24 protein-coding genes and 2 pseudogenes are annotated in these 25,699 nt (G+C 63.8%); 16 read left to right on the top strand and 10 right to left on the bottom strand.

Annotated elements, in window-relative coordinates:
- Window positions 1-31 precede the first annotated feature (31 nt).
- Together W823_RS32405 and W823_RS0127490 are read right to left on the bottom strand one after the other, a co-directional pair.
- Window positions 32-835: a DMT family transporter gene (locus W823_RS32405; protein WP_023954200.1), complete on the bottom strand. Its 804-nt coding sequence runs from the start codon at window positions 833-835 to the stop codon at window positions 32-34.
- Window positions 836-1,002: 167 nt separating this feature from the next.
- A pseudogene (locus tag W823_RS0127490) lies at window positions 1,003-1,959 on the bottom strand (DMT family transporter); the annotation flags it as partial.
- Here W823_RS0127490 and W823_RS32410 point away from each other — a divergent pair.
- The 3 genes from W823_RS32410 to W823_RS32415 all read left to right on the top strand — a co-directional run bounded on the left by W823_RS32410 (window position 1,940) and on the right by W823_RS32415 (window position 5,222).
- Window positions 1,940-4,324 (top strand): phosphoketolase, encoded by a 2,385-nt coding sequence (locus tag W823_RS32410; RefSeq protein ID WP_023954204.1) that lies wholly within the window; start codon window positions 1,940-1,942, stop codon window positions 4,322-4,324. The pseudogene W823_RS0127490 and the gene W823_RS32410 sit on opposite strands and share 20 nt — an antisense overlap.
- Before the next feature lie 65 nt (window positions 4,325-4,389).
- On the top strand, window positions 4,390-4,704 hold the full coding sequence (locus tag W823_RS0127495; protein ID WP_023954206.1) for a hypothetical protein: 315 nt from the start codon (window positions 4,390-4,392) through the stop codon (window positions 4,702-4,704).
- 53 nt (window positions 4,705-4,757) lie between these two features.
- The gene (locus W823_RS32415; RefSeq protein ID WP_031331127.1) at window positions 4,758-5,222 is read left to right on the top strand and encodes a histidine phosphatase family protein; all 465 of its coding nucleotides are present in this window, start codon (window positions 4,758-4,760) and stop codon (window positions 5,220-5,222) included.
- Between the two features lie 12 nt (window positions 5,223-5,234).
- Here the strand turns inward: W823_RS32415 and W823_RS32420 are convergent.
- A pseudogene (locus W823_RS32420) lies at window positions 5,235-6,853 on the bottom strand (acyl-CoA dehydrogenase family protein).
- 266 nt (window positions 6,854-7,119) lie between these two features.
- On the opposite strand from W823_RS32420, the gene W823_RS32425 reads away from it, so the two are divergent.
- Window positions 7,120-7,860: a type 1 glutamine amidotransferase gene (locus tag W823_RS32425; protein ID WP_023954214.1), complete on the top strand. Its 741-nt coding sequence runs from the start codon at window positions 7,120-7,122 to the stop codon at window positions 7,858-7,860.
- Here W823_RS32425 and W823_RS32430 read toward each other — a convergent pair.
- From W823_RS32430 to W823_RS32445, 4 genes are all read right to left on the bottom strand, one after another.
- Window positions 7,845-8,804 (bottom strand): triacylglycerol lipase, encoded by a 960-nt coding sequence (locus tag W823_RS32430; protein ID WP_023954216.1) that lies wholly within the window; start codon window positions 8,802-8,804, stop codon window positions 7,845-7,847. The genes W823_RS32425 and W823_RS32430 overlap by 16 nt on opposite strands.
- Before the next feature lie 60 nt (window positions 8,805-8,864).
- Entirely contained in the window at window positions 8,865-9,956 is a 1,092-nt protein-coding gene (locus W823_RS32435; protein WP_023954218.1) for a DNA polymerase IV, read from the bottom strand.
- Window positions 9,957-10,022: 66 nt separating this feature from the next.
- Window positions 10,023-10,955, bottom strand: a complete 933-nt coding sequence (locus W823_RS32440) for a TauD/TfdA family dioxygenase (protein WP_023954220.1) — start codon at window positions 10,953-10,955, stop codon at window positions 10,023-10,025.
- Between the two features lie 24 nt (window positions 10,956-10,979).
- On the bottom strand, window positions 10,980-11,936 hold the full coding sequence (locus W823_RS32445; protein WP_031331129.1) for a TauD/TfdA family dioxygenase: 957 nt from the start codon (window positions 11,934-11,936) through the stop codon (window positions 10,980-10,982).
- Between the two features lie 226 nt (window positions 11,937-12,162).
- Between W823_RS32445 and W823_RS32450 the strand changes: the two genes are divergently transcribed.
- The 12 genes from W823_RS32450 to W823_RS32505 all read left to right on the top strand — a co-directional run bounded on the left by W823_RS32450 (window position 12,163) and on the right by W823_RS32505 (window position 22,342).
- A complete protein-coding gene (locus tag W823_RS32450) occupies window positions 12,163-12,912 on the top strand; it encodes an IclR family transcriptional regulator (RefSeq protein ID WP_023954224.1) in 750 nt (249 codons plus the stop codon).
- A gap of 206 nt (window positions 12,913-13,118) precedes the next feature.
- Window positions 13,119-14,192, top strand: a complete 1,074-nt coding sequence (locus tag W823_RS32455; RefSeq protein ID WP_031331130.1) for an ABC transporter substrate-binding protein — start codon at window positions 13,119-13,121, stop codon at window positions 14,190-14,192.
- A complete protein-coding gene (locus tag W823_RS32460) occupies window positions 14,189-14,998 on the top strand; it encodes an ABC transporter ATP-binding protein (RefSeq protein ID WP_023954228.1) in 810 nt (269 codons plus the stop codon). Before W823_RS32455 ends, W823_RS32460 begins: the two co-directional genes overlap by 4 nt.
- On the top strand, window positions 14,991-15,866 hold the full coding sequence (locus W823_RS32465) for an ABC transporter permease (protein WP_023954230.1): 876 nt from the start codon (window positions 14,991-14,993) through the stop codon (window positions 15,864-15,866). Before W823_RS32460 ends, W823_RS32465 begins: the two co-directional genes overlap by 8 nt.
- A gap of 30 nt (window positions 15,867-15,896) precedes the next feature.
- Window positions 15,897-17,234: an LLM class flavin-dependent oxidoreductase gene (locus W823_RS32470; protein WP_023954232.1), complete on the top strand. Its 1,338-nt coding sequence runs from the start codon at window positions 15,897-15,899 to the stop codon at window positions 17,232-17,234.
- Window positions 17,231-18,454, top strand: a complete 1,224-nt coding sequence (locus W823_RS32475) for an MFS transporter (protein WP_023954234.1) — start codon at window positions 17,231-17,233, stop codon at window positions 18,452-18,454. The genes W823_RS32470 and W823_RS32475 overlap by 4 nt, the downstream gene beginning before the upstream one ends.
- Entirely contained in the window at window positions 18,455-19,252 is a 798-nt protein-coding gene (locus W823_RS32480; protein ID WP_023954236.1) for an SDR family NAD(P)-dependent oxidoreductase, read from the top strand. It abuts the gene before it with no gap.
- Window positions 19,253-19,282: 30 nt separating this feature from the next.
- Window positions 19,283-19,573 carry a DUF1905 domain-containing protein gene (locus W823_RS32485; RefSeq protein ID WP_023954238.1) on the top strand — a complete coding sequence of 97 codons (291 nt, stop codon included), beginning with the start codon at window positions 19,283-19,285 and terminating at the stop codon, window positions 19,571-19,573.
- Between the two features lie 87 nt (window positions 19,574-19,660).
- Window positions 19,661-20,032 carry a VOC family protein gene (locus tag W823_RS32490; protein ID WP_023954240.1) on the top strand — a complete coding sequence of 124 codons (372 nt, stop codon included), beginning with the start codon at window positions 19,661-19,663 and terminating at the stop codon, window positions 20,030-20,032.
- A 192-nt stretch (window positions 20,033-20,224) separates the two neighbouring features.
- Window positions 20,225-21,019, top strand: a complete 795-nt coding sequence (locus W823_RS32495; RefSeq protein ID WP_023954242.1) for a TIGR04255 family protein — start codon at window positions 20,225-20,227, stop codon at window positions 21,017-21,019.
- Window positions 21,009-21,671 (top strand): transcriptional regulator, encoded by a 663-nt coding sequence (locus W823_RS32500; protein ID WP_023954244.1) that lies wholly within the window; start codon window positions 21,009-21,011, stop codon window positions 21,669-21,671. The genes W823_RS32495 and W823_RS32500 overlap by 11 nt, the downstream gene beginning before the upstream one ends.
- Window positions 21,668-22,342 carry a hypothetical protein gene (locus W823_RS32505; protein ID WP_023954247.1) on the top strand — a complete coding sequence of 225 codons (675 nt, stop codon included), beginning with the start codon at window positions 21,668-21,670 and terminating at the stop codon, window positions 22,340-22,342. The genes W823_RS32500 and W823_RS32505 overlap by 4 nt, the downstream gene beginning before the upstream one ends.
- A 389-nt stretch (window positions 22,343-22,731) precedes the next feature.
- Here W823_RS32505 and W823_RS32510 read toward each other — a convergent pair whose 3' ends face one another.
- The 3 genes from W823_RS32510 to W823_RS32520 form a co-directional block, all read right to left on the bottom strand.
- The gene (locus tag W823_RS32510; RefSeq protein WP_023954249.1) at window positions 22,732-23,694 is read right to left on the bottom strand and encodes a DUF3039 domain-containing protein; all 963 of its coding nucleotides are present in this window, start codon (window positions 23,692-23,694) and stop codon (window positions 22,732-22,734) included.
- Window positions 23,695-23,804: 110 nt separating this feature from the next.
- Window positions 23,805-24,200: a helix-turn-helix domain-containing protein gene (locus tag W823_RS32515; RefSeq protein ID WP_023954251.1), complete on the bottom strand. Its 396-nt coding sequence runs from the start codon at window positions 24,198-24,200 to the stop codon at window positions 23,805-23,807.
- 497 nt (window positions 24,201-24,697) lie between these two features.
- Window positions 24,698-25,657: a type IV toxin-antitoxin system AbiEi family antitoxin domain-containing protein gene (locus tag W823_RS32520; protein ID WP_023954253.1), complete on the bottom strand. Its 960-nt coding sequence runs from the start codon at window positions 25,655-25,657 to the stop codon at window positions 24,698-24,700.
- Window positions 25,658-25,699 lie beyond the last annotated feature (42 nt).

A 25,699-nucleotide genomic window follows, 5' to 3' on the forward strand; every position in this document is an offset into this window, starting at 1 on the left:
CCTGCCATCGCGGGCGGGCCGGTTCCAGTCCTCAGGTGCCCCGGATGGCGGAGTGCCGGGCCAGTTCAACCACCGCGACCACCATGACCACAAGCGCCAGCCCCACCACGCCGGCCTCCCACACGCTGACCGAGATCCGCTCGGAGAGAAGCGCCATGCCCAGCGCCATGGCCACCGCCGGTTCCATCACCGTCATCGCCGGGAACGACGTCTGGAGATCGCCCGAGCCGAAGCCTCGCTGCTGGGCGTAGATACCGGCGGCGATGACGATGAGCAGCAGGTAGATCTCGAGATGAAATCCGACCCGGGGCAGATCGTCGGTGGCCTGTCCGATGACGGCTTTGATGAGCAGTGCCGAGATCCCGAACAACGCCCCCGCGGTGAGCCCATAGAAGAGCGACCGCATGTGGTTGTTGCAACTCTCGGCCGCGATCACCAGACCGGCGAGGCATGCGAGCACGGCCACCACCGTGAGCACGAAGAACATGGGGTCGGGGCGGCTGTCGGACGATCTCGGTGAGGCCAGACAGAGGAACACGGCCACACAGCAGGTCAGTGCGCCGCCCCACGCCCATTCGGTGCGTGTCGGCCTGCGATGGTCGAACCACGCCTCCAGCGGCAAAGCGAACAGCACGGCCAGGACGAGCAGCGGCTGGACCAGCAGGATGGAGCCGAGACCCAGGGCTGCTGCCTGCAGGGAGAATCCGCACACCGCCAGACCCGCACCGAGCCACCATCCCGGTGTGATGGCGCCACTGGCGGCCGATGCACGTTGCCGGAAGACCGTCCCGGTGGCGATGAGGCAGGCGGCAGCGACCGCCAGTACCGCCGACATGATGTTCTGCACAGGCGACTAGTGGTCGGTCGGGCCCATTGCCGACCTCCGGGAGCAGGGGCAGGCGCTTTGGGGAACGCCACTTCGAACTCGGTCTCACGCTCGGCCGCATGTCTGGCAAGCACAAACACCGCGCGGAGCATGATGACCAGCGACAGCCCGGCGATGATGCCGTCGAAGATGTTCACGTCGACGCTTTCACCGAGCAGCACCACGCCGAGCGCCATGGCCACGGCGGGCTCCATCACCGTCATCGCCGGGAACGACGTCTGCAGATCATGGGCGGCGAACGCGAGCTGCTGGGTGATCACCGAGGCGGTGGCGACAAGCAGGATCAGGTAGATCTCCGGGTGGGTCAGGACCTCCACAACGCTTTCCCCTAGCTGGGTCACCACCGCTTTGAGGAGAAACGCCTGCACTCCGGTGAGCAGCCCCGACGCCGATCCGAACAGCAGCGCGCGGTGATGCGGTGACACGAGCCGGGCAGCGACCACCAGACCAATGAGCACCGCGACCACCACGACGATGGTTCCCGCGAGGGTTCCGGCCGACACGTTGTGTCCCCCGGCCTCAGGTCTGGCGATCACCACGAACGCGGCGATGCAGACGGTGAGGATGATGCCCCACTTCCACTCGTGGAAGTTCAGGCGGCGGTGGTCGAGATAGGCCTCCATCGGCAGTGCGAACAGCACCGACAGCACGATCAACGGCTGCACCAGAAGCAACGACCCGAGGCCGAGCGCCACCGCCTGCAACGCGAACCCGGCGGCCGCGATCAGTACTCCGAGCCACCACCGTTTGGTGATCCCACCCGACGCCGTCGAGGAGCGCTGACGCACGAGTGTCCCTGTTGCGACGAGGAGCGCCGACAGAGTCGCCAGCAGCGCCGGGAGGAACAAGTGCACTGTGCCGACAATACTTGCCGGACCTGGGGGCGAGCGTGCTCTCGCGGTGGGAGTGTGAGCGAGTCGATCTCGTTGGACAACAAAACCTTGGCGACGGCGGCGCGAATCTTCGACATTTGGGTACTCGAGCCGTGGCGGGCCACCCGAGCCCACCCGATAATCAAGTTGCCCTGTCCGCAAACACCCAGAAGGTGCGCATATGACGTTGGCCGGATACACCGATTCCGAACTCGAACTCGATCTGCGGTGGTGGTCCGCGACCAACTACCTGACGGTTGCGCAGATCTATCTGCAGGACAACGTCTTGCTGCGCGAGCCGCTCGGCGTCGAGCACATCAAACCTCGCCTGCTCGGGCACTGGGGTACGAGTCCTGGGCTCTCGATGATCTACACCCTCCTCAACCGGCGTATTCGCGAGACCGACTCGAAATGGCTCTACATCACCGGGCCCGGGCACGGCGGTCCGGCGCTGGTGGCAGCGACCTACCTCGAGGGCACCTACAGCGAGATCTATCCGCACGTGTCCCCGGATGCGGATGGGCTCCGAGCGCTGTGCAGGCAGTTCTCCACGCCGGGTGGCATCCCGAGTCACGTGAGCGTGCAGACACCGGGGTCGATCCACGAGGGCGGCGAACTCGGGTACGCACTCATCCATGCCGCGGGCGCCGCCTTCGACAGCCCCGATCTGGTGGTCGCGTGTGTGGTCGGCGACGGTGAGGCCGAGACCGGTCCCCTGGCCGGCTCATGGAAGATCCCGGCGTTCCTCAATCCGGCTCGCGATGGTGCGGTGCTGCCGATCCTGCACCTCAACGGCGCCAAGATCGCCGGCCCCACGGTCTTCGGCCGGAGCAGCGACGACGACATCGCGGCGTTCCTGTCGGGTCAGGGCTGGGAGCCCGTCTTCGTCGGCGGCGACGACCCTCACGAGGTGTTCCCGGCCATGGCTCAGGCGATTGCGAACGCGCACGACAAGATCGTCGAGATCCAGACCCGGGCCCGGGAAGGCAACCCGTCCGGCGACAAGTGGCCGGCCATCGTGATGCGCACCCCTAAGGGTTGGACGGGACCCCACGAGGTGGACGGCAAGCTGATCGAGGGCACCCACTGGAGTCATCAGGTCCCGTTGTCGGGGGTCCGCGAGAACCCCGAGCACCTCGCACTCCTCGAGGAGTGGCTGCGCTCGTACAAGCCGGACGACCTGTTCGACAAGTCGGGTGCACTCATCGACGACCTCGCCGACCTGGCACCCAAGGGTGAACTGCGGATGGGTGCGACGCCGTATGCCAACGGCGGCCGAGCACTGGTTCCCCTCAAGATCCCGCCGCTGGAGTCGTACGCCCTCGACATCGAGGCGCCCGGCGCGCTCGCCTACGAGACCACCAAGGTGCTCGGTGAGCTGATGCGCGACATCTACCGCGACAACTCGGACGAGAACCACGGCGGATCGTTCCGGCTGTTCAGCCCGGATGAGACCTCCTCGAACCGGCTCCAGGCGGTGTTCGGGCAGACCGACCGCTGCTGGCAGTTGCCGACCAACGAGAACGACGACAACCTGTCGCCCGAGGGTCGCGTCATGGAAGTGCTCAGTGAGCACCTGTGCCAGGGCTGGCTCGAGGGCTATCTACTGACCGGCCGCCACGGTCTTTTCGCCACCTACGAGGCGTTCGCGATGGTGAGCGTCTCCATGCTGGTGCAGCACACCAAGTGGTTGCAGCACGCCGCCGAATTGCCATGGCGCGAACCGGTGGCGTCGCTCAACGTGTTGCTCACCAGCACCTGCTGGCGTAACGACCACAACGGTTTCAGCCATCAGGGACCCGGCCTGATCGACGCCGTCATCCCGCTGGCCCCCGGCGTGGTTCGCGTCTGGCTGCCACCGGATTCCAACACCCTGCTCTCGGTGGCCGACCACTGCTTCCGCAGCCGCGACCACGTCAACGTCCTGGTGGTCGACAAGCAGAAGCACCCTCAATACCTGACCCTCGAACAGGCACACAAACATGCCGAGGCCGGGGCATCGATCTGGGAGTGGGCCGGTACCGAGGGCGAGACCAACGACGCCGACCCCGAACAACCCGACATCGTGCTGGCCGCCGCGGGCGACGTGCCGACCGAAGAGATCCTGGCCGCTGCACATCTGCTGCGCGAGTGGGTTCCCTGGTTGCGCGTCCGCGTGGTCAATGTTGTCGACCTGATGGTGCTGTTGCCCCAGGACGAACACCCCCACGGGCTGCCCGAATCGAAGTTCCTCGATCTGTTCACCGCGGAGACCGATGTGGTGTTCGCTTTCCACGGCTATCCGAGGGCCATCCACCAGCAGTTGCACGGCCGCACTCGCGCCGACCGGTTCCACGTTCGCGGCTTCATCGAACAGGGCACCACCACAACTGCTTTCGACATGGTGGTGCAGAACAAGATGAGCCGGTACCACCTGGTTCTGGAAGCCCTGCGCAGAACCCGTCGGGTACCGGAACGCAGCCAGGAGCTCGCCGAGTTCTGCCGATCGCAGCTGCAGCGCCACACCGAGTACGTCACCACCCACTTCGAGGACATGCCGGAGATCCGCGAGTGGAAGTGGTCCTAGATGATCGGCGCCGCTGTCGGCGCGTCAACTAGTACTCGCACGGCAGGTGGGGCACCCTGGGACAGGTGAGTGGTCTATCCCTATCGGCGCAGGCGGCCCTGCGTGATGACCTGGAGCGTCTGATGACGCTGCAGCGTGATCAGATCGACTGGGCCTGCTCGAACATCGACTCCATCAAAGAGCTTGTTGCCTTCGGGCTCGACGAGGTCGTCGAGCTGCGTGAACTGGCGGAGCTGGAGTGGGACCGGGGAAACGAAGAGATCGCCCAGCACCTCGAGCAGGAAGCATCCGCCTGGAACCACACGGTGCGGCTCCTGCGTAACACGCTGGCCGGGTGCGGAGCGAATGAGTCGACCGGCCGGCATCGCAAAGTCTCCTGACAGGCGAACGCGGTGACGCTACCGTCGATCTCGTGGCACGAACACTGATCCTGATGCGGCACGGCAAGTCGGCCTATCCCAGCGGTACACCCGACCAGGAACGTCCGCTCGCCGAGCGCGGTCGGCGCGAGGCAGCTCTGGCAGGCCGGTGGATGGCCGACGACGGACTCACGGTCGACGCCGTACTGTGCTCGACTGCGGTCCGTACGCGCGAGACATTGCACCACACCGGTATCGGCGCACCGGCCACATTTGTCGAAGACATCTACGGCGGAGACGCTGACGACGTGTGCGACGCGATCAGGCTTCACGCGCCCGCGGACGCCTCCACGATATTGGTGATCGGGCATGAGCCCGGGATGCCGGACACGGCGATGACACTGGACCCGGCGGCACACATTCCGCGCTTTCCCACGTCCGCGTACGCGGTCGTGGAGACCGAGACCGCGTGGGACCAGCTGGGTCTGACGCCGGACTCGACGGCGCACATGACCCGGCTGGCCATCCCGCGGGAATGAGTCTGCCGGCGCCTATTTGACCAGTGCCCGTTCGAGCACGGGCGCGAGATCGAGACCGGTGGGCAACGTGCCGTATGCGCCGGCCCAGTCGCCTGCGAGACGGGTGGCCGCGAAGGCCTCCGCCACGGCCGGATGTCCGTGCCGCAGCATCAGCGATCCCTGTAGGGCGATGCAGATCGACTCGGCGATCCTGCGTGCGGTCGGTTGGCCTGCCTCTCCCAGCTGGCTCTTCAATGAGTCGAGGTAGTTGTCGTACCGGGTGTCCATGCCGGTCGCCGAGTCCAATTCGTCGAACAGCGCATCCACCGACTTGGGTGCCGTGGCCATCGCACGCAGGGTGTCGAGGGCGCTGACGTTCCCGCTGCCCTCCCAGATGCCGTAGAGAGGTGCTTCGCGGTAGAGCCGCGGCATCCCGGAGTCCTCGACGTAACCGTTGCCGCCCAGGCATTCCATCGCTTCGGCGACGTGTGCGGTGGCCCGCTTGCACAACCAGTATTTGGTTGCGGGCAGACCGATACGTCGCAGCAGGGCCTCGGTGTCGTCGCCGCGTTCGGCTGCGTCGGTGGCCCCCGCCATCCGCATGGACACCATGGTGGCGGCTTCCGCCTCGATCGCGAGATCCGCGAGCACGTTCTGCATCAACGGTTGGTCGATCAGGTAGTCGCCGAACACCTTTCGGTGCTGGCTGTGGTGCATGGCCTGGGTGAGCCCGACACGCATGTTGCCCGCACTGGCCAGCGCGCAGTCGAGACGGGTGAGGTTGACCATCTCGATGATGGTGCGGACACCACGTCCCTCCTCGCCCACCAACCATGCCGTTGCACCGTCGTATTCGACTTCCGACGACGCGTTGGCGTGGTTGCCGAGCTTGTTCTTCAGACGTTGCAAGCGCATCCGGTTGCGGGTGCCGTCGGGCAGTACCCGGGGCAGGAAGAAGCACGAGAGTCCACCAGGAGCTTGGGCGAGCACAAGGAACAGGTCGGACATCGGGGCGGACGTGAACCACTTGTGTCCGGTGAGCGTGTAGGAGCCGTCCGAATTCGGTTGAGCTGCCGTCTGGTTCGCGCGGACATCGGAGCCGCCCTGCTTCTCGGTCATCGACATCCCGGCGATCAGACCCGACTTGCCCGCCGGGACCGACAGGTGGGGGTCGTAGGTTCGGGACGTCAGCAACGGCTCGTAGGTGGCGGCCAGATCAGGGTTGTGCCGCAGCGCCGGCACCACGGCGTAGGTCATCGAGATCGGGCAGACGTGACCCGCCTCGACCGTCCAGACCCCGAGTTTGGCGGCCCTCACCACATGCGCGCCGGCTCGACCGTCGGCCCAGGGTGCCCCGTGCAGACCGTGCGTCACAGCGACATCCATCAACCGGTGGTACGCCGGGTCGTATTCGACCTCGTCGACACGGTGACCGTACCGATCGTGCGTGCGCAATATCGGCTGGTTCCGGTCGGCGAGTTCACCCCACCGTTGAGCTTCCTCACCGGCGGCGATGGCACCCAGTTCGAAGATCTCGTCGCGCCCCAGCCACCGCCTTCGCGGGCCAGCGACTCCGACAGCGCCGGGTTGGTCGCCGGGTTGTATCCACTCAGGAGCGGAACTTGATTGATCACCTCATGCGTATCGGCCATTGGGTCAATGATGCGCCTCGGGGATTTCGATGTTCGCAGGAATCCCCACCTGCGCCGATGCGCGCATCGCCGGCCCAGAGCGCCGCCGGAGCCGGGCCTCGGATGAGCGGCGGCCCCGTGTTCTGGCCATACTGAACAAAAGCCGCCACCGTCGGACACGAGTTCGACGTGTATCAGGAGTAAGCAGTGCAATTTTCAGCACAAGACGTCGCTGTCGCGCCATCGACGGTCTGTATCGTCGCGACCCAGCTCTGCGACCTATTGTGATGGCCGGGCCAGACCTCGTCGAGCCAGATCCCGGGGCGTCTCGGAACCGCGCTCTCTTCGTGGTGCATGATCACGACCGGGACCGCGGCGTCGCCGACACGGGGACGCTGCGCGACCACGTCATCGACCGGGGGTACGACGTCGAGATCGTGCACCCATCCGGAGATCTACCGGAGGTCGCAGCGTTCGATTTGGTTGTGGTGATGGGTTCTTCGGAAGCGGCATACAACGATTCCGTTCCCTGGCTGGCTGCCGAGATCGCCTATCTGCGGGCGGCCCTCGCCGCAAACGTACCGATTCTCGGGGTGTGCTTCGGTGGCCAGCTGCTCAGCCGAGTTCTCGGCGGAAAGGTCAAGCGGTCTGACCATCCCGAGCACGGCTACGTCACCGTCGACACCGTCGCGCCCGAACTGGTCGCACGCGGACCATGGATGCAGATGCACTACGACCGATTCACCCTCCCGCCCGGTGCTCGCGAGATCGCCCGAAACGGAGCAGCGTTGCAGGCCTTCACCTTTGGCAGGAATCTGGGCGTTCAGTTCCATCCGGAGATCTCACCCGCGGTGTGGGCCACCTGGCGGGCGAGCTGGGCCGCCAACGGTCAGGGTCAACTGGTCGTCGAACGCGGTATCGACCTGGACAAGATCACGGCCGAGATCGCCGCTCGCGCGGCTGAATCGAAAGAGAACTGCGCGACCTTGCTCGACGCCTTCCTGAAACTGGCTCACGCACCGGTGTAAGGCGGTACGGCCAGGCAGGGAACGGTTCGGGGATGCGCGGGATCGAGGGCGTTGAGCACAAACGCCGAAGTGCGCTGATTGGACACGATCGACAGATGATCTGAGCGGTCCTGCGAGCACGTGTCCTGCACAACGATGTTGGTGACCTCGATGCCGGGCGGCCCGGCCAGGATCCCGCTGGTGTACGGGGTCACGAGCTGGTCGTAGCGGGTGACGATGTTCGTATAGTCGATGCCCGCGACGTATGGGCCGTCCGGGGCATCGATGGCCGCCGCGAAGTCCCCATCCCCGGGCGCAGCGGTGCAGTCCGGGCATTCGGTGTCGGGTACCGCAGCGGGCGGCAATCCCAATCGATCGGCAAACATCTTCACCAGTTCCGATCGGCCCTCGCCGTCGCCGTCCGAACCCTGCCAGTACGGCGCGAGCGACACGTACTTGTCAATTTTCGCTGCGCCCCCGTAGTACTTCGCCCAGTAGGTCGGGATCTGTGTGCCCTGCGAATGGCCCACGATGTCGACCTGTTCAGCGCCCGTCTTCGCCAGCACGTTGTCGACGAACACCTTGAGCTCCCAGGCGCTGACGTCCTTGGCGCCCAGTCCACCGATCCGCGACAACGGCCACTGCTGCGACAACTCGCCATAGGTGAGCGCGAAGACGCAGTAACCCTCGTTCTTGAGCACCGGCACCAGCGAGATCCAGTTGGTCTGCTGACTGCCCCCCGTGCCGTGGACCAGTACCACCGGATCAGGATGCTGAGCAGACGGCTTGCATGCGTAATCGTTGGACCCGGGCAGCGAGCCATTCGGGTTGGCGAGTTCGGCGGGTATGCCGGACAGGAAGTTGTACTGCACCGGCAGCGGAGCCGCCTGCGCGCTCGGCGCCGGCCCGACGGTTGCCAGACCGACCAGGACCGCTGTCACCAACGCCTGCCTGAACCACCGCATGTGATGCCTTCCCGCTCGCCGATCCCTGCCCGGAAGTTAGCACCGAAGCGGTGTGGCCACCTATGGGTCGGGCGGAATGTCTTCCGTGGGCATAACCAGATCAAGACGCACCCCCAACAACCGGATCGGGCGGTCGAGTTCGAACTTGTGCAGCACCTCGAGCATCGCCGCCTCGATCACGGTGGGGTCGGTGGTCGGGGCGGGCAGCTTCTTCGACTTCGTCCGGGTGTAGAACGTCATGGTTCGTACGGTCACGGCCACCCGGAAAGCCACCCGCCCCTCAGAGATGACCTGCGCCAACAGTTCCCGGGTCAGCTTCCGAATCGCCTCATCGATGTCGGCGCGGGCGGTGAGGTCGGTCGGGAACGTCTCGACCTTGCTGTGCGACCGCGGGATGTACGGTTCGGCGCTCACCTCGATGTCGCCGCCACCACGCGAGAGCAGGTACAGCCAATTGCCGAGGTGGGGTCCGAACTCGGCCACCAGCCGCCCGACATCCTCTGCCGCAAGCTGGGCAACGGTATCGATCCCCAGCTTCTCCAGTTTTGCTGTCGTCTTGGGACCGACGCTCCAGAGGTCGCCGACACCGCGCTCCCCCATGATGGGCATCCAGTTCTGGTTGTCCAGGGTGAAGACGTGCTCGGATGAACGTTTCGCGAATCCGGTCGCCATCTTGGCGCGCTGTTTGTTGTCGCTGATGCCGACCGCCGACGACAGCCCGCGCTCATCGAGAATCCGCTGCCGCACGGACTGGGCCAGCTCGGTGATGTCAAGACCGGTCTCCGACGCCGGAACGCCCAGGAACGCCTCATCCCACCCGATCACCTCGACGGGATACCCGAAGTCTCGAAGCGTCTGCATCACCTCGGCCGATGCCTCGTCGTACGACGTGTGGTCCAGGGGCAGATAGATCGCCTCGGGCATCTTGCGAAATGCCGACCGCAACGGCATACCGGCGCGTACCCCCTGATCACGGGCCTCGTACGACGCGCACGTGACGACCTTGCGCGGTTCGGTCGGGTCACCGGTCCCGCCGACGATGACCGGTGTGCCGATCAGGTCCGGGTTCCGGCGACGCTCCACCGAGACCTGGAACTGGTCCAGGTCGACGTGCAGGATCGCGCGGAAGCGCCGGGTCGGTGGTGTGGTCATCGTGCCCGACGATATGCGACGGACGACCCCGGCGGAACCGTACGTTTCCCGCTGCCATCCGCCGGGCTAGGAGCCGATGAACTGTTCGCCCGAGATTGACGTCGACGGCGTGCCGTCGACACCGACGGGGATGTCGCCCTCGATGGTGGTGCGATAGAGCACACGGGTGACGTCCAGGTGGTCGATGTCCCCCGGAGCCAGGTGCGCGGTCGCCCGGTTGTCCCACACCGCAATGCTTCCCGCCGACCAGCGGAATCGCACCGTGTAGGCCGGCCGAGACACCTCCTCGAACAACAGGTCGAGCAGGGCGTCGCTCTGTCGACGGCTGTAGCCGACGATCCGGCTGGTGAATCCCGGTTGCACGAACAGGATCCGCTCGCCGGTGACCGGGTGCACACGGACCACCGGGTGTTCGCTGATCAACGGCGCCGTGCTGACCTTCCTGCCGTAGGAGCTCTCGGCCTTGAAGATCGGGTGGCGGCCACCGAAGCGGTGCTCGGCCCGAAGGCCGTCGACGAGTTCTTTGATCGAGTCGGGCAGCCCGTCGTACGCGGCCGCGAGGTTGGTCCAGCTGGTGTCCCCGCCCCGGGCCGGCGCGATGGCCGACCGCAGGATGCTCACAGCTGGAGGGTTCACCAAAGCCGTGACGTCCGTGTGCCATTCGTTGGTGTATCCGGCAGCCTTCACGCCGAACTTGCGCTCGTAGTCTCGGTTGTCGATTGCCAAGATCTCGGGGAACTCGGTCGGGGCGTCGTCGTCGTAGGGGTGCGAGGCGGTGACGGGGCCGAAGTTCCGCGCGAAGGCGATCTGCTCGGCGTGGCCGATCTGCTGATCCCGGAAGAACAGCACCTTGTGCCGATGCAACGCGTCGATCACTGCAGTCGACTGGTCGTCGTCGAGGGGCAGGCGCAGATCCACGCCGCTGACCTCGGCTCCGATGTGTCCGGCGACCGGCCGGAACTCGAGGGTGGTGCGGGTGACGGATTGGGTATTTGTCATGGCTGTGGTCCTCAGGTTGGGGGTTCAGGCACTCTTCTTGGCGAAAAACGGCTCGCCGGAGACAGATCGGGACCTCCGGCCACCAACCCCTTCGGGCACATCGCCTTCCACCGTTGTGCGGTGCAGCACCCGCACCACGTCGAGATGGTCGAGATCGGTGGGCGCCTGATGGATGGTGGCGCGGTTGTCCCACACCCCGATGCTGTCGGGTGTCCAGCGAACCCGAACCGTGATGGCTGGGTCGGTGATCTCCTCGAACAACAGATCGAGGATGCGATCGCTCTGGGAGGGACTGACTCCCAGGATCCTGCTGGTGAAACCCGGGTTGACGTAGATCAGTTTCTGGCCGGTCACCGGGTGCACACGAATCACTGGGTGCTCACTGATGATCGGCGTCTGTTGGGTCAGTGATTCAGCTTCTGACCCCTTCTCCCAACGCTTTTCACGTCCTCCGAATCGATTCTCCGCGTACAGACCTTCCAGGAACCGCTGGAGCGAGGCGGGCAGGTTGTCGTAGGCGGCACCCAGGTCTGCCCAGGTGGTGTCGCCACCCACCTCGGGAACGAGTTCCGCACGCAGCACGGTCACGGCGGGCGGGTTCACCAGTGCCGTGACGTCCTGATGCCAAAAGTTGGCGTAGCTGTATCGGCGCGATCCTCCACGGCTGGCATAGGTTCGCGAATCGACTTCAAGCACTTGCGGATAGCCGGCCGGCGACTTGTCGGTGTACCCGAGTGGATGAGCGTCCGTGACCGGCCCGAAATAGCTCGTGAAGCGGATCTGCTGTGCATGGTCGATTACCTGGTCCCGAAAGAACAGCACCTTGTACTCGAACAGGACGTCACGTAATTCGCGCTGCGTCACCGCGTCCAACTCGTCGACCAAGTCGACGCCGGAGACCTCGGCGCCGAGGTAGCCGGCAATCGGCTCGACGGACAAACGGTTTGATATCGATTGGCGGCTCTCGATCAATGTGGTCATCGCAGATCCCATCCTTTGCATTTAGTGGTTGACGATTTCCATTGGCTACCGAGACCGCACATGCGTGGCAACCACTGCTTCCACAATGTGAAACCTGGCGGCCCGTCGGGTCGAAATACCCAGGCCACCAGCGGGGATAGGTTCACGCCGCGCCGAAATCTTCACCTCTCCCGGTTTGGCAACCACCATGGCGACAAGCACCAGAGCGAACCGGAAGGGGTAGGACATGGCCTCGACGCGCCAGCCGGGTCGTACCGGTTCACAGTCGGTGGAACGGGCAATCGCAGTGCTCTACGCACTCGAAGGCGAGGACCGGCCGGTGACGGTCAGCGAACTGGCGGGCCGGGTCGATCTGCCGGTCAGCACTACCCATCGCATCGTCCAAGCGCTTGTCCGGGGCGGACTGTTGGCACGCGATGGTCACAGCGCCTACCGCATCGGCGACGGGATCACCGCACTTGCACAAACCGCGGCTCAGCGGATCAACATCGACGCTGCCGCCCCCCATCTGCATCTTTTGTCGTCAGGAATCCGGATCACGGCCAGCCTCGGTGTCATCGACAACACCGACGCGGTCACCGTGTACTCGGCCCGACCACCGTCGATGTTCTGTACCCACCAACTGCCCGGCCGGCGAACCAAGGTCGAAGGAAGCGCAATGGGCCAGGCCATCGTCGCGTTCGGCCATCGACGCGATCGGCGCCTCGGGACGATTCCGGACGTGGCGTCCACGCGGCAGCGCGGCTTCACGGTGTCGTCGGCCGGTGGCGTGACGGCGGTGGCCGTGCCCGTGTTCGATGCCCGAGGACAGGTGCGCGCATCCATCGGAGTCCAGGCACGCAGCGCACGACTCAATGAGGACCTGATCGTCCGCATTCAGCCGGCGATGCGCCAGGCCGCGGAAATGCTCCGCGACGCCGTCGCCGAGGGTTCGGCGAGGGCGAACTTCGACCGCCTTTTACCCGCCACGATTTAATCGGGCCTCTATTTCCATGATGTGAAATAGGTTGTTGAAGACCACGGGGCTGGCACCGAAGTATGCATATCGGGCCCAAGTTCCATGCGCGGCAGAGTGTTTCGCAGTGCGAATGAAGTATTCGATGCCGACGGAACGAATCGATGAACAATTTCGGATCACGAACACAACCGTTTGTGAATCCGAGAAACACGAAAGGAAAAGCAGTGAGTCACAAACACCCATGGCGGGTCCGCATCGCGGCAGCGCTGGCACTTCTCGTGGGGGTGACGACTGCCGCCTGCGGCTCCGCCGACGAGGCCACCGTCACCGCCGACGGCAAGACCGAGCTGCGGTACCTCAGCTTCCCCGCCACCGTTCAATTCCCGGAACTGGCAGCCGATCTCGGATACTTCACCAAGGTCAGCATCAAGGCGGTCGGTGAGACCACCAGCGGCCCGCAGTCGATCCAGGCCGCCGCCACCGGCGACACCGACTTCGGGCACGCATTCAACGGAGCCATCGTCAAGCTGGCGTCAGCGGGTTCACCGATCACCGCCGTCGTCGATTCCTACGGCGCCGACGAGAAGACGTTCAACGGGTTCTATGTCCTGGAGGACTCCCCGATCCGCACCGCGCGGGACCTGATCGGCAAGAAGATCGGGATCAACACGTTGGGGGCGCACTCGGAGTTCGTCATTCGCGAATGGCTTGCCCGTGAGGGGCTTTCCAAGGACGAAATCGCGTCGGTCCAGCTGCTGGTGGTGCCGCCGATCAACAACGAGTCGTCGTTGCGCCAAGGTCAGATCGATGTCGGCGCCTTCAACGGCATCTTCCAGCAGCGCGCGCTGGAGAACGGCGGGCTCCGGGAACTGTTCACCGACAGGATCTTCGGAGACTTCAGCTATGGCAGCCACGTGTTCCGTGACGAGTTCATCAAGAAGAACCCGGAGGCCGTGAAGGACTTCGTCCAGGGCACCGCCCGGGCGATCCGCTGGACGCAGGTGACTCCACAGGCAGAGGTTGTCGCACGTTTCAAGGACATCATCACCAAGCGTGGTCGCGGCGAGGATCCCGCTCTGGCCGAGTACTGGAAGAGCTCGTCCATCCCCACGCCGGGCGGGGTTATCAAGCCCGAGGAGTTCCAGCTGTGGATCGATTGGCTCGTGCGCAACAACGAGCTCGACAAGGGCAAGCTGACACCGCAGGACATCTTCACCAACGACGACAACCCTTACGCCGACGGCACGTACCAGCCGGACTCGGGGCCTGACGGCGCACCGGTGGTGGCAGCGAAATGACAACTCCCAAACTGGAACTGCGCGGGGTGCGCAAGTCGTTCACCGCGCCGGGCAAGCCCGAGTTCGTGGCCATCGACGACATCAGCATCTCTGCGGCCGAAGGCGAGTTCCTTGTCCTCGTCGGCCCCAGCGGCAGCGGGAAGTCCACCCTGCTCGACCTGGTCGGTGGCCTCACCAAGCCCACTGCGGGTGAGATCCTGCTGGACGGAAAGCCCATCACCGGACCAGGACTGGATCGGGGCGTGGTGTTTCAGCAGTACGCGCTGCTGCCCTGGCGCACGGCCCGCGCGAACGTGGAGTTCGGCCTCGAGGCCAAGGGCATCTCGCGTCGTCGGCGCAAGGCAATCGCCGATGAGTACCTCGGACTCGTCGGTCTCGGCAACTTCGGCGACCACTACCCCCACGAATTGTCGGGTGGCATGAAACAGCGTGTGGCGATTGCGCGCAGCCTCTCGTACGACCCCGAGGTGCTGCTGATGGACGAACCGTTTGCCGCACTCGATGCCCAGACCCGCGAGGGGTTGCAGGGCGAGCTCCTGCGGATCTGGAAGGCCACGGGCAAGACCATCCTGTTCATCACCCACGGCATCGACGAGGCCATCTATCTCGGCAATCGGGTTGCCATCCTCACCGAACGCCCCGGTCGGATCAAGGAGATCCTGCCGATCGACATCGACCGGGATGCCGTCGACGACATCCGTTCATCTGAGCAGTTCCGCGACTACCGGCACCGGATCTGGCTGTCGTTGCGTCCCGAGGTGGCCGGTGCCGCCGCCGAAACGATCGGAGTGGGTAGCCATGTCTAGTGTCACGTTGGAAAAGGTCTCGAGCCCGGCACCGGTGAAGGACATCGCATCCCCGGTTCCGGCCCCTGTCGCCTCACCAACCCGGCGGGTCGGAGGGAGACTGCGAAAGTCCGGCTCCTGGGTCTTCCGGAGTTCGATCGCCCTGGTGCTCCTGGTCGCATTCTGGGAGGTCGCGCCGCGGATCGGTCTGGTCGACCGAACATTCCTCCCCGAGTTCTCGGTGGTCGCGAAGGCTCTGGTGGACCTGGCCGAGAGTGGTCAACTCTGGGAGCACATCTCCGCGAGTCTGGGTCGAGCTCTGCGCGGTTTCGCCATCGCGGTGGTGTTCGCCGTGCCGCTGGGCATCCTGATCGGCTGGTACCGGCCTCTTGCGCAGTACCTCAGCCCGGTTCTCGAATTGTTCCGCAACACGGCTGCACTGGCCTTGCTCCCCGTCTTCGTGCTCATCCTCGGCATCGGCGAGACCTCCAAGGTCGCGCTCGTGACCTATGCCTGCATCTTCCCCATCCTGCTCAACACGATCTCGGGTGTGCGGACAGTTGACCCGTTGTTGATCAAATCTGCTCGCTCACTGGGTCTTCCCGCGTACCGGCTGTTCCAGAAGGTGATCCTGCCCGCAGCCCTGCCGACGATCTTCACCGGCATCCGACTCTCCGCCGCATCGTCGATCCTTGTTCTCATCGCGGCCGAAATGGTCGGTGCGCGTTCGGGACTCGGCTACCTCATCATGGCGAGCCAGCTCAACTTCCAGATCCCGCAGATGTATGCCGGAATCCTCACCATCGCGCTCGTCGGTCTCGTCTTCAACTACGTACTCGTTCTGCTCGAACGCCGATTCTCTCGCTGGCGAACACCTGCCGCCAACTGAATCATCCGACATCACACTAGGACTGATCACATGACACGCACCCTGCACCTGAACGCCTTCTTGATGGGCGTCGGCCATCACGAGGCCGCCTGGCGCCACCCACGCACCTCCGAACACGAAGTGCTCGACGTCGCCCACTTCGTGCGGCTGGGCCAGATCGCCGAACGCGGAAAACTCGACTCGGTGTTCTTCGCCGACGGCCTGGCCGTGGGACCCAACATCCGCCGCAACACCCAGGCCATCTTCGAGCCGATCACACTGCTGTCCGCCATCGCAGGCGGGACCAGCAAGGTCGGCCTCATCGCCACTGCTTCAACGGGTTACAACCACCCCTACACGTTGGCACGTGCCTTCGCCTCACTCGAACACATCAGTGGGGGCCGTGCCGGATGGAACATCGTCACGTCCGGTCAGGAACAAGAGGCGCTCAACTACGGTTATGACTCCATCCCCGACCACGCCGGCCGATATCGCCGCGCCCAGGAATTCGTCGACGTCGTCAACCGGCTGTGGGACAGCTGGGAGGCCGACGCCGTGGTGCTCGACGTCGACAACGCGATCTTCGCCGACCCCGAGCGGGTGCACCCCATCAACCACGTCGGCGAGGCGTTCAGGGTCCGTGGCCCGCTCAACTCGCCGCGATCACCGCAAGGTCGGCCGGTTCTGGTGCAAGCCGGATCATCTGAGGACGGCAAAGACCTCGCAGCCCGCTACGCGGAGGTGGTCTTCACCGCCCAGCGCACCATCGCTGAGGGCCAGGACTTCTATCGCGACCTCAAACGCCGTCTCCCGCGTTACGGTCGTGGCGCCGAAGACCTCCAGATCCTCCCGGGCATCGTGCCGTTCATCGGCAGCACCGAGCAGGAAGCACGTGACCTCGAACGTGAGTTCACCGATCTGATCTCCCCCGACTATGCGCTGGGCCAGCTGTCGAACTTCTTCAATGTCGACCTCACCGGGCTCCCGCTCGATTCCCGGCTTCCACCCCTACCTCCGGAATCGGAGATCCAGGGCCACAAGAGTCGATCGACGCTGGTACGCCAACTCGCCGCCTCTGAAGATCTCACGATCCGCGAGTTGATCGGCCGCCTCGGTGGCGGCCGCGGCCATCGCACCATCACCGGGACACCGGAGCAGATCGCCGACGACCTCATCGCCTGGGTGGACGCGGGTGCGGCAGACGGCTTCAACGTCATGCCTCCCTACCTGCCTGGCGGCCTTGAGGACTTCGTCGACCACGTCGTCCCGCTCCTGCAGGCCCGCGGCCGCTTCCGCGACGACTACACCGCATCCACCCTCCGCGGCCACTACGGCATCGAACTGCCGTCCGGATCCGTCGAGAAGGAGCCGGCGGCAGCCAGCGCATGACATCGATCGACGATCCGGCGACAGCGGCCGGACGCGTCGAACGACCTCTGAGATCGCTCGCCGGCACCGTCTACCTGCCGGCGACGGCCTACGGGATCGGGCAGGGGGCGGCCGCGCCGGTGATGGTGCTGTCCGCCCTCGAGCTCGGCGCATCCGCAGCTCTGGCGGGCCTCACCGTGGCGATCATCGGACTCGGCCAGGTCGTCGGTGACACGTGTTCCGGGCAGATCGTCGCCAAGATCGGTGAGCGGCGCTCGATCATCGTGGCCAGTCTGCTCGCGGCGTCGGGTGCGCTGGCGTGCCTTCTCGCACCGGCGGTATGGACGTTGTGCCTGGGCATCTTTGCGGTCGGCCTGGCCAACGCGGTCTGGGGCCTCGCGCGGCAGAACTACCTGTCACTGGCCGTTCCGTTCGCCTGGCGGGCCCGGGCGATGTCGCTGTTCGGCGGCGCGATGCGGCTCGGCTTCTTTGTCGGACCGCTCCTCGGTGCCGGCGCCATCGTCGTGTTCGGTACCCGCGGCGGCTTCCTGGTGCAGCTGACAGCGATTGTGGTCGCCGGGTCGATGATGGCCCGGCTTCCCGACCCGCCGGGCGCCGGACCGATGGTGAAGTCACACAACATCTCCCAGGTCTTCGCAGAACACGGTCGCCTGTTGGCGACCCTCGGCGCGGGGTCACTGTTGCTCGGCGTGGCACGCAGTGCTCGTGACGCGATCTTGCCGTTGTGGGCCAGCCACATCGGGTTGTCGCCGGCTGTGGCCAGCCTCCTCTTCGGTGTGGGAGCCGCTGCCGACGTGCTGTTTGCCTACCCCGCAGGCCATCTGATGGACCGTTTCGGGCGCACGTTGGTGGCGGTGCCGTCGATTGTGGTGCTGTCGGTGTCGTACCTGCTGTTGCCGTTCACCACAACGCTTTTCACGTTCACCGCGGTCGCGGTGGTGATGGGTGTCGGGAACGGCCTCGGCAACGGGGTCATCATGACCATCGGCGCAGACGTCGCACCGAGCACCGGCCGGGCCGAGTTCCTCGCCGCATGGCGTCTCACACACGACAGTGGCTTTCTCGTCGGCCCGTTGTCGATCGCGTTGTCCGCGGCCGTGTTCCCGTTGTCGGCGGCGGTTTTCGCCGTGGCCGCACTGTCGGCCGGGGGCGCATTGCTGTTGGGCAAGTATGTTCCGGAGTACACAAGCATGAGTTCACCGACAACGAGGAGTACATAGATGGATCTGGGTCTGACCGGAAAACGGGCACTGGTGACGGGCGGCAGCAAGGGCATCGGCCTGGCGATCGCTCATGCCCTGGCCGCAGAGGGCGCCGACGTCGTGATCGCCGCACGCGGGGTCGAGGCCCTGGAGACCGCCGCCACTGACATCGCCCAGCAGTCCGGCCGGCGAGCCATCGCGATATCCGTCGACACCGGTGACGACGCGTCGGTGCAGAACCTCGTGACGCGTACGGTCGCGGAGCTGGGCGGCATCGACATCCTGGTCAACTCGGCGGCCACACCGTGGAGCGCCGGCAAACCGACCGACTTCGCGGCAACCACCGATGACGTCGTCCGGCGAGAGATCGAGATCAAGGTGCTCGGGTACCTGCGCACCGCTCGAGCGGTGGCGCCGCACCTGATCGAGCAGGGCTGGGGCCGGATCATCAACATCAGCGGTCTCGGTGCGAGACAGGCGAACTCCATCGCCCAGACCATCCGCAATGTGAGCGTCGCAGCGTTGACCAAGAACCTCGCCGACGAGCTGGGTCCGCACGGCGTCAATGTCACGGTTGTCCACCCCGGCCGTACCCGGACACAGCGGCTCACCGATCAACTCGCGGAGCGGTCGGCGGAGTCCGGCGTGGCCGTCGCGGACCTGGAGAACGAGTTGGCCACCAACTCGATCCGGCGGATCGTCGACGCATCCGAGGTGGCCGACGTGGTCGCATTCTTGGCCTCACCGCGCAGTGTCGCGATCACCGGGGACGCCATCGCAGCAGGTGGCGGCGTTCCCGGACCGGTGTACTACTGAGACGTCAGAGCTCTGGGCCACACTGTCGAGGTGATCATCACGTTCGACGCCGAGATCTGGACTGCCCCGGAGATGGGAGCGTGGCACTTCGTCTCGCTGCCCGCTGACCCCGCCGACGAGATTCGGGCAACCGTGGAACCGGGTCCCGGGTTCGGATCGATCCGGGTCTCAGTCTCGATCGATGAGACCGAGTGGCAGCCATCGATCTTTCCGGACTCCAAGCGCGGCACCTATGTTCTGCCGGTGAAGAAGGCGGTCCGGCGAGCAGTCGGAGCCGCCGAAGGTGACGTGGTCACGGTGACGGTGGAGATCATTCGCTGAAGGTTCACAATTAGGACCGGATGTGTCCGCGATTGCTGAGAACCTTGTTCCAGCAGCAACCGACAGCCACAACCGGAGGAGCACATCATGGACTGGACACTCGAACTCGTCATCCTGCCCGTCACCGACGTCGACCGCACCCGCGACTTCTACGAGAAGATCGGATTCAACGTCGACCACGATCACGTCGTGTCGGACGACGTCCGGTTCGTACAGATGACGCCTCCCGGTTCAGCGTGCTCCATCGCCTTCGGCAAAGGCCTCACCGAAGCCGAACCAGGTTCTGTCAAAGGCCTGCAGGTCTGTGTCTCCGACATCAACGAGGCCCAGACCCACCTCCGGTCGGTCGGTATCGAACCCGGTGAGGTCGACGTCCAGGCCTGGGGTCACTTCCTCTCCTTCGACGATCCCGACGGCAATCACTGGGCCGTCCAGTACCTCCCGTACCGCTACGCCTGACCGGCTCCCCGCCCCCGCTGGCCCCGCCGCAGCTCCCGCGACCCGAGGGGAGACAACGTCGGCGTCGACTGCCAGGAACACGACTGCTGCGAACTAGCGACCTATCTCGATGTCAACGTACAAATCTTGCGGGTACAAGGACGGTATCATATTTGGTATCAGATTGAGTTTCAGTTGAGGTACATTGGTTGTATGCCCAGCAATCCCGTCTACCCGAATCCGCCGATCGCGATAGTCATCCTCGAAGTGCGCCACCCAGTCGCAGAACTCTCGAACCCCGCCATGGCCTTCCTCAAAAACGCCTTGCAGGAGTACACGCCAATAGAACAAACCGACACAGGTCTTGAGATCGACGTCCAGAAAGGAGAGCAGCGACCAGTCAGCATCCGCAAGTTGGTCTCTCGTGATCGCCACACAGTCGTGACCCCGCGGCCCGACGCACTTGTCATCGAGACCACTGATTACCGAGGCTGGGAGTGGTTCGTTGGCGTGGCCGAAGCCGCTCTTTCGGCCCGTCACGAAGTCGCCCCAGTTGATGGGGTTGAGCGAATCGGACTCAGATACATCGACGAAGTACGCGTCCCAGACGACGAACCGATCGACTGGTCGCGTTGGGTGATTCCCTCCCTTCTAGGCCCGACCCGCGAATTAACGGAGCTGCACTTGGTTCCCACACAGCAGCAGAACGCCGTTCAGTACGCAACCAGTACAACTGGGCAAACCTTGACCCTTCGCTATGGCGTTGCCCGCGGATCTGTCATTCAACCGAACAATGTTCCACGTAGGCCAGCCGAGCCAACACCAGGAAGTCCGTTCTTTCTCATAGATACCGACGGCGCGTGGGAAGATAGTGGGGGAATGATTCCCGAGTTCAACGTCGAGGAGATCCTAAGGCTCTGCGAATCGCTACACGCTCCAAGTAAAGAGGTATTCGAAACCTTGATTACCGAAAAGTTGCGGACGGAGGTCCTGAACAGTGCCAAGTAACAAGACATCGGCGACTGGCGGCACTCACTACCGTCTAGCCGACATCCCCGGCACGTCTTCGACGAAGGACGCTCCCCCGACACGCAAGCTCGTAGATGAGACAGATGTTCTTATGCGAGAGTCTGCGGACCTGCACGATTCGGTTCATGACAATCGAAGGGACGCGCTCGTTCTAGATCTCGAGCACCGGACCCGCGAGAGAGCGAAAGATGCGCCACGCGAGGCGTTAGAGGAACTCGCCGACCACGGCTTCGCGTGGCGCGATCTGGCCCGAATTCTGGGGGTAAGCGTCCCCGCTGTCAATAAGTGGCGCAAAGGCGACGGAATCACAGGGCACAATCGGTTAAGGATAGCGAAACTGCTCGCGGTTGTGGATATGCTTGAAACACAGATGGTTTCGGAGCCAGCGTCCTGGCTAGAGATTCCACTAAGACAGGGCGTGTCTTTGACAGCGATCGACCTACTGGCCGAAGGTCGTTATGATTTGGTTCTCGAATTAGCAGGTACCAACACAGGAGTAGGAACGCCCGAGACGGTCCTTGACGAGTACGACGCGAGCTGGCGAACTAATTTAGTCCACGATGAGTTCGAAGTGTTCGTGGACTACGAAGGTGTCGCGGGCATTCGCCCAAGGGGCACCACCCGAGAATGACTGACGACCTGGAAACGCCACCGGCGGCGAACTCGATCTACTCGGCAAAAGGCGCCGAGGTCGAGAAGTTTCGACCTACGTTCACTGGTGACATCTATGACTGCGGCGAAGAGTTCGCCATGCTGGTTCAGCACCCTTGCGCGCTCCACAGGGGAGCGGAACTCTGCGATAGCCTTCTAGCGGTCGTCGTCCGCCGAGCTGGGAACAAAGCTCGATCGCGGTGGAGGGAGCATGCAATTAGCGAGATGCCGCTACCGGAGTTGTTCCCCGATGGTTACTGGGTTGGGGACTTTTCGGAACTACGCATCCTGAAGGCCAGCGATCTCGTGTCCTATAAGCGTGTGGCAGTGCTATCGCAGATTGGCGTGAACCTACTCATGCAACGATGGGTCTACCACTGCAGCCGAGTGGTCGTACCGACGGCACTTTACGATGAACAGACCTTTGGGCCCTTCAACGAGGCTGAGCTTTCGCTCGAGTGGGTCACCGATTACGTTGACGCGGGCAAGTCACTCCCGGACGCGGTTCACGAGTTCCACCGCTGGATTCGTGCATCTGACGCGGAGGGTGAACCGTCCAGACAAAGTCGATTAGCTGACCGCCAGGCGGCGTCCGCGGTGCGTAAAGAAATGCGCCGCCAAGTCCGAACGGACACTGGACCAGCGGCCTAGTTCAACATTCGAAACCATCACCGAGGCCGGCAGTGGACGGCACTCGTCACATCCGACGCGTCTCAGTGAGTCCACACCGTGCCCGGCTCTCTTCGATACTCGCTTTGAACCTGCTGCCACCTTGCATGGCTCCGATGGGCAACGTGTGCATCGCACAAGCGCGAAACTGGTGAGCCCGTCTAACCGTGCCCCCTCGCCAGCATTACATCCAAACCGGAAGTTCTGTGAACCTCGCAGACTCTACCTCGCGACGGACACTCACGCCACGACACTGCTCGAGGTCCCGCCTCGCCGAGAGGGAGGCAGAGAGAGAGAGAGTTCTCGCGCCACGGACCTTGCCGCGGCACAGGACGGCTTCACCACAACCGTCAGCAACTTGCGCCGCAAGATCATCGCTCCGACGACGCCATTCTCACGTGCACTTTCGCGCAGTCAGGGCACTTTTCGAGACCGTCGGGATTTTGGCGAGGCACATAGATCTTGCCGCAGAGGGCTTTTGCCGCCTTGCCTTCGACGTATTGCTCGGTCAGACGCTGAGAATGCGAGTAGTGCGCCACGACGCCAGGCACCGAGACACCTGGCGTTGTGTTCTGCGATGACAACGCGGCGCCCAGCGTGGTCTCTAACTCGTGTGCGTTGCCCGAAATCGAATACACATAAGCCTGCGGTCCGTGAGCTGCGGACCAACTCTGCTCTTGGGGTTCGATCGCACACATGGCCAAGAGCTCACCACGTTTCACCAGGTCAAACTGTTCCCAATCGAGAACCGTGCACGCAATGGTTACCTCACCATATCCCTCCGGTTCGTCTGCATCGTTCGACTCGACGAAGACCTCTATATCAATCTCGGCGATCACCTCCTCGGAGAAGAGCCCGGGGATTGACCAGGTCGCTCTGCCATCGAAGCCCACAGACGCGAGAGCTTCTAACGCCAAGTCGTGGATGGTTTGCTCCCAGTTGGCAAGCCGATACTCGGCGATCTCAAGCCGCAAGCGCTCCCTGTCATCCTCAGTTGGCAGATACTTGTCGACGCCTACCCGGTGGACATTTGCGCTGAACTCTTTGTAAAAGTCCGTGCGCTCGCCTCCACGACGCAGACCTGCCGCCACCAGCCAGACTTGACCGTCATCTTCGACCAAGACAGCACCACGCCACCGATTCGTCTTCAGCTTGTAGAACATCGGGCTTGTCAGCCCGCTAATCCCCTCTCGCTGATGATCACCGGTCATGTCGTCGAAGACATCGACTGTGTGGCGAATTGCGGGATGGTTCAGGTCCGACATTGCGGGAGGATGTGTCAACGAGTCTTTGGCGCCCCGCTGCTGCTCGGCGTCTCCCCAGTCGTCGGTCAAGTCTTCTGCAACGCAGCGCAAAGTTGGCCGGGGTCTACCTGACATCCAACCATTATCGCCCGCCCCGTCGCGAGCACTGGCACGACGCGCTGATCAAACCCAGGAACGGGTCACTTCGCCAGACGCTCGATGAGCGCCGTTCGATCACGATCTTTATGCGCGAACCGCTCTGCAAGCTCGGCATTATCCCTGTCCATGCTCTCGGTGAACTCACGAAGGTCACTCAACGCAATGCGCCGGTCACGACCCACCGAAACGGACTTGATCAACCCCTGGTCAAGCAATTTGTAAAGGTGCGACCGACTCATCCCCAGCACTTTTGCTGCTTGATTCGGTGTCACGCGAGTCTCGTCGGTGACAACAGTCACCCCAAGGCCTGATCGCAGAGCTTCAGCCAAGTAGTCGAGCGTGTCAGCTAACTGCGAATTTGCGGGCAAGCAGTCCCGTACACGGTCAAGTTGAGCCAGTTGCTGATCGTCGACGGATTTTGCCGCAAGGGTCTTCACACGAGCCACCTTTCAATTCGTCGAGTCACAGGTACCACATGTGTCACAGATGTCATAGATGCTGTAACTGTAGCGGAAGATAGCGACGAAAAAAATCTTTCTCTTTTTCCCTATCCCTGGGTGGGACGCGTCGAGAGCCGGCAAAGTTCCGCGCGTGTTCGGCCTCGACTTGCAAACCATGTGGTTTGAGTGGGCGTCGTATTGTCGCCAACTGCGTTTGGGCTGCATCTTCGCCGAGGCATTTGGTGCCCGCTGCGAGCCCCCGTCTTCGATCGATACCCCACGCCGTCGTCTTCGTATCGCCGTCGCGCTCGGAGACCGCATCACCCACCACTACGCTATTCCGGAAGTCTCATTCTGTTGCAATCACTGTGCCGTCCTATACCTCCCGTACCGCTACGCCTGACCGACTCCCCGCCTCAAAAAGTCGCGCCGCCTGCCTGCGCGTGCGCCGCTTGCAACAGGCGCGCATGCGGGTAGGTGGCGCGAATTCACATTCAGGCGGACGGCATCAGCCCGTGTGCGGTCAGCGCGTCCACCAGGATGCGACGCAGACGCTCCGGGTTCTGGAGATCGCTCCAGTTCCAGCGCACCACAACGACTCCGATGCGATGCAGCCTCTGCTCGCGCCATTTCTCGCGCTCGTAGGCCTGCTCGGTTGTTTCGTCCGGACGAAGGTAGCGGATGTACTTGGCGTAGCCGTCGAACTCTCCCGCGACCAGCCCGCCCCAGTCGAAGTCGGTGCGCGCCACAAAGGTTCCGTCACCGGCCAGGAATCTGTGCTGCAGACGAGGCAGCGGGATGTCGCCGAAACTCAGTATCAGAGCGCGCGACAGTGACTCCCCGATACTCTCGGACTTCCCGTCTGCCACTGCGAGCGCCGCGCGAGCGACAGAGATGCCGGTACGGCCGACGCTTCGTCGCAACACCGATTCGAGTTCACCACGGGGCACGCCGGCGTGCAGTGCTCCGTCGAACACACAGACGGCTTGGAAGAATGACCCGGAGCGCGCGACGTCTACTGCCGTCCTGGCACGCGAGGTCACGAGGAGCTCGCCGATCATCGCGACCTCGTCGGTCTCCCATGTCGAGCCGTGCACAACGCATGCCCGGCCTCTGCGTCGTCCTCCCCCGATTCGGTTCGCGGTGAAATGCACACGGGAAGAGTCACCATCGAGAACCGGCAATCCGTGCAGAACCGCCGCCGACCAGTGACTGATGGCTTTGTTCGGTTGACCGTTGTCTGCGGCCGCAAGCACTGTGCGCCGATAGATCTCCGTGTCGCGGACATGACGATCGAGTTGGTCGAGGTCAGACGTGAACGTATAGAACCCGCGATACAGCCGACGTAGCTCCCCCGTTTTGACCCGAGCGGCCAGATGCCGGTCGAGTTCGCCGATCTGCAGTGCATCCCGGCGTCGGACGAGATTAGGGTCTTCGATCTTCGATTCGCTCATGCACCGAGATTCGAGTTCGCCACCGACGACAACCGGGCCGTC

The organism is Williamsia sp. D3 (assembly GCF_000506245.1).
Taxonomy (GTDB): Bacteria; Actinomycetota; Actinomycetes; order Mycobacteriales; family Mycobacteriaceae; genus Williamsia; species Williamsia muralis.

Bases quoted from the DNA above. Each gene is read 5' to 3' on its own strand.
- W823_RS32405 (WP_023954200.1), bottom strand. From the start codon at position 835: ATGTCGGCGGTACTGGCGGTCGCTGCCGCCTGCCTCATCGCCACCGGG.
- W823_RS32410 (WP_023954204.1), top strand. From the start codon at position 1,940: ATGACGTTGGCCGGATACACCGATTCCGAACTCGAACTCGATCTGCGG.
- W823_RS32415 (WP_031331127.1), top strand. From the start codon at position 4,758: ATGCGGCACGGCAAGTCGGCCTATCCCAGCGGTACACCCGACCAGGAA.
- W823_RS32425 (WP_023954214.1), top strand. From the start codon at position 7,120: ATGGCCGGGCCAGACCTCGTCGAGCCAGATCCCGGGGCGTCTCGGAAC.
- W823_RS32430 (WP_023954216.1), bottom strand. From the start codon at position 8,804: ATGCGGTGGTTCAGGCAGGCGTTGGTGACAGCGGTCCTGGTCGGTCTG.
- W823_RS32435 (WP_023954218.1), bottom strand. From the start codon at position 9,956: ATGACCACACCACCGACCCGGCGCTTCCGCGCGATCCTGCACGTCGAC.
- W823_RS32440 (WP_023954220.1), bottom strand. From the start codon at position 10,955: ATGACAAATACCCAATCCGTCACCCGCACCACCCTCGAGTTCCGGCCG.
- W823_RS32445 (WP_031331129.1), bottom strand. From the start codon at position 11,936: ATGACCACATTGATCGAGAGCCGCCAATCGATATCAAACCGTTTGTCC.
- W823_RS32450 (WP_023954224.1), top strand. From the start codon at position 12,163: ATGGCCTCGACGCGCCAGCCGGGTCGTACCGGTTCACAGTCGGTGGAA.
- W823_RS32460 (WP_023954228.1), top strand. From the start codon at position 14,189: ATGACAACTCCCAAACTGGAACTGCGCGGGGTGCGCAAGTCGTTCACC.
- W823_RS32465 (WP_023954230.1), top strand. From the start codon at position 14,991: ATGTCTAGTGTCACGTTGGAAAAGGTCTCGAGCCCGGCACCGGTGAAG.
- W823_RS32470 (WP_023954232.1), top strand. From the start codon at position 15,897: ATGACACGCACCCTGCACCTGAACGCCTTCTTGATGGGCGTCGGCCAT.
- W823_RS32475 (WP_023954234.1), top strand. From the start codon at position 17,231: ATGACATCGATCGACGATCCGGCGACAGCGGCCGGACGCGTCGAACGA.
- W823_RS32480 (WP_023954236.1), top strand. From the start codon at position 18,455: ATGGATCTGGGTCTGACCGGAAAACGGGCACTGGTGACGGGCGGCAGC.
- W823_RS32490 (WP_023954240.1), top strand. From the start codon at position 19,661: ATGGACTGGACACTCGAACTCGTCATCCTGCCCGTCACCGACGTCGAC.
- W823_RS32495 (WP_023954242.1), top strand. From the start codon at position 20,225: ATGCCCAGCAATCCCGTCTACCCGAATCCGCCGATCGCGATAGTCATC.
- W823_RS32505 (WP_023954247.1), top strand. From the start codon at position 21,668: ATGACTGACGACCTGGAAACGCCACCGGCGGCGAACTCGATCTACTCG.
- W823_RS32520 (WP_023954253.1), bottom strand. From the start codon at position 25,657: ATGAGCGAATCGAAGATCGAAGACCCTAATCTCGTCCGACGCCGGGAT.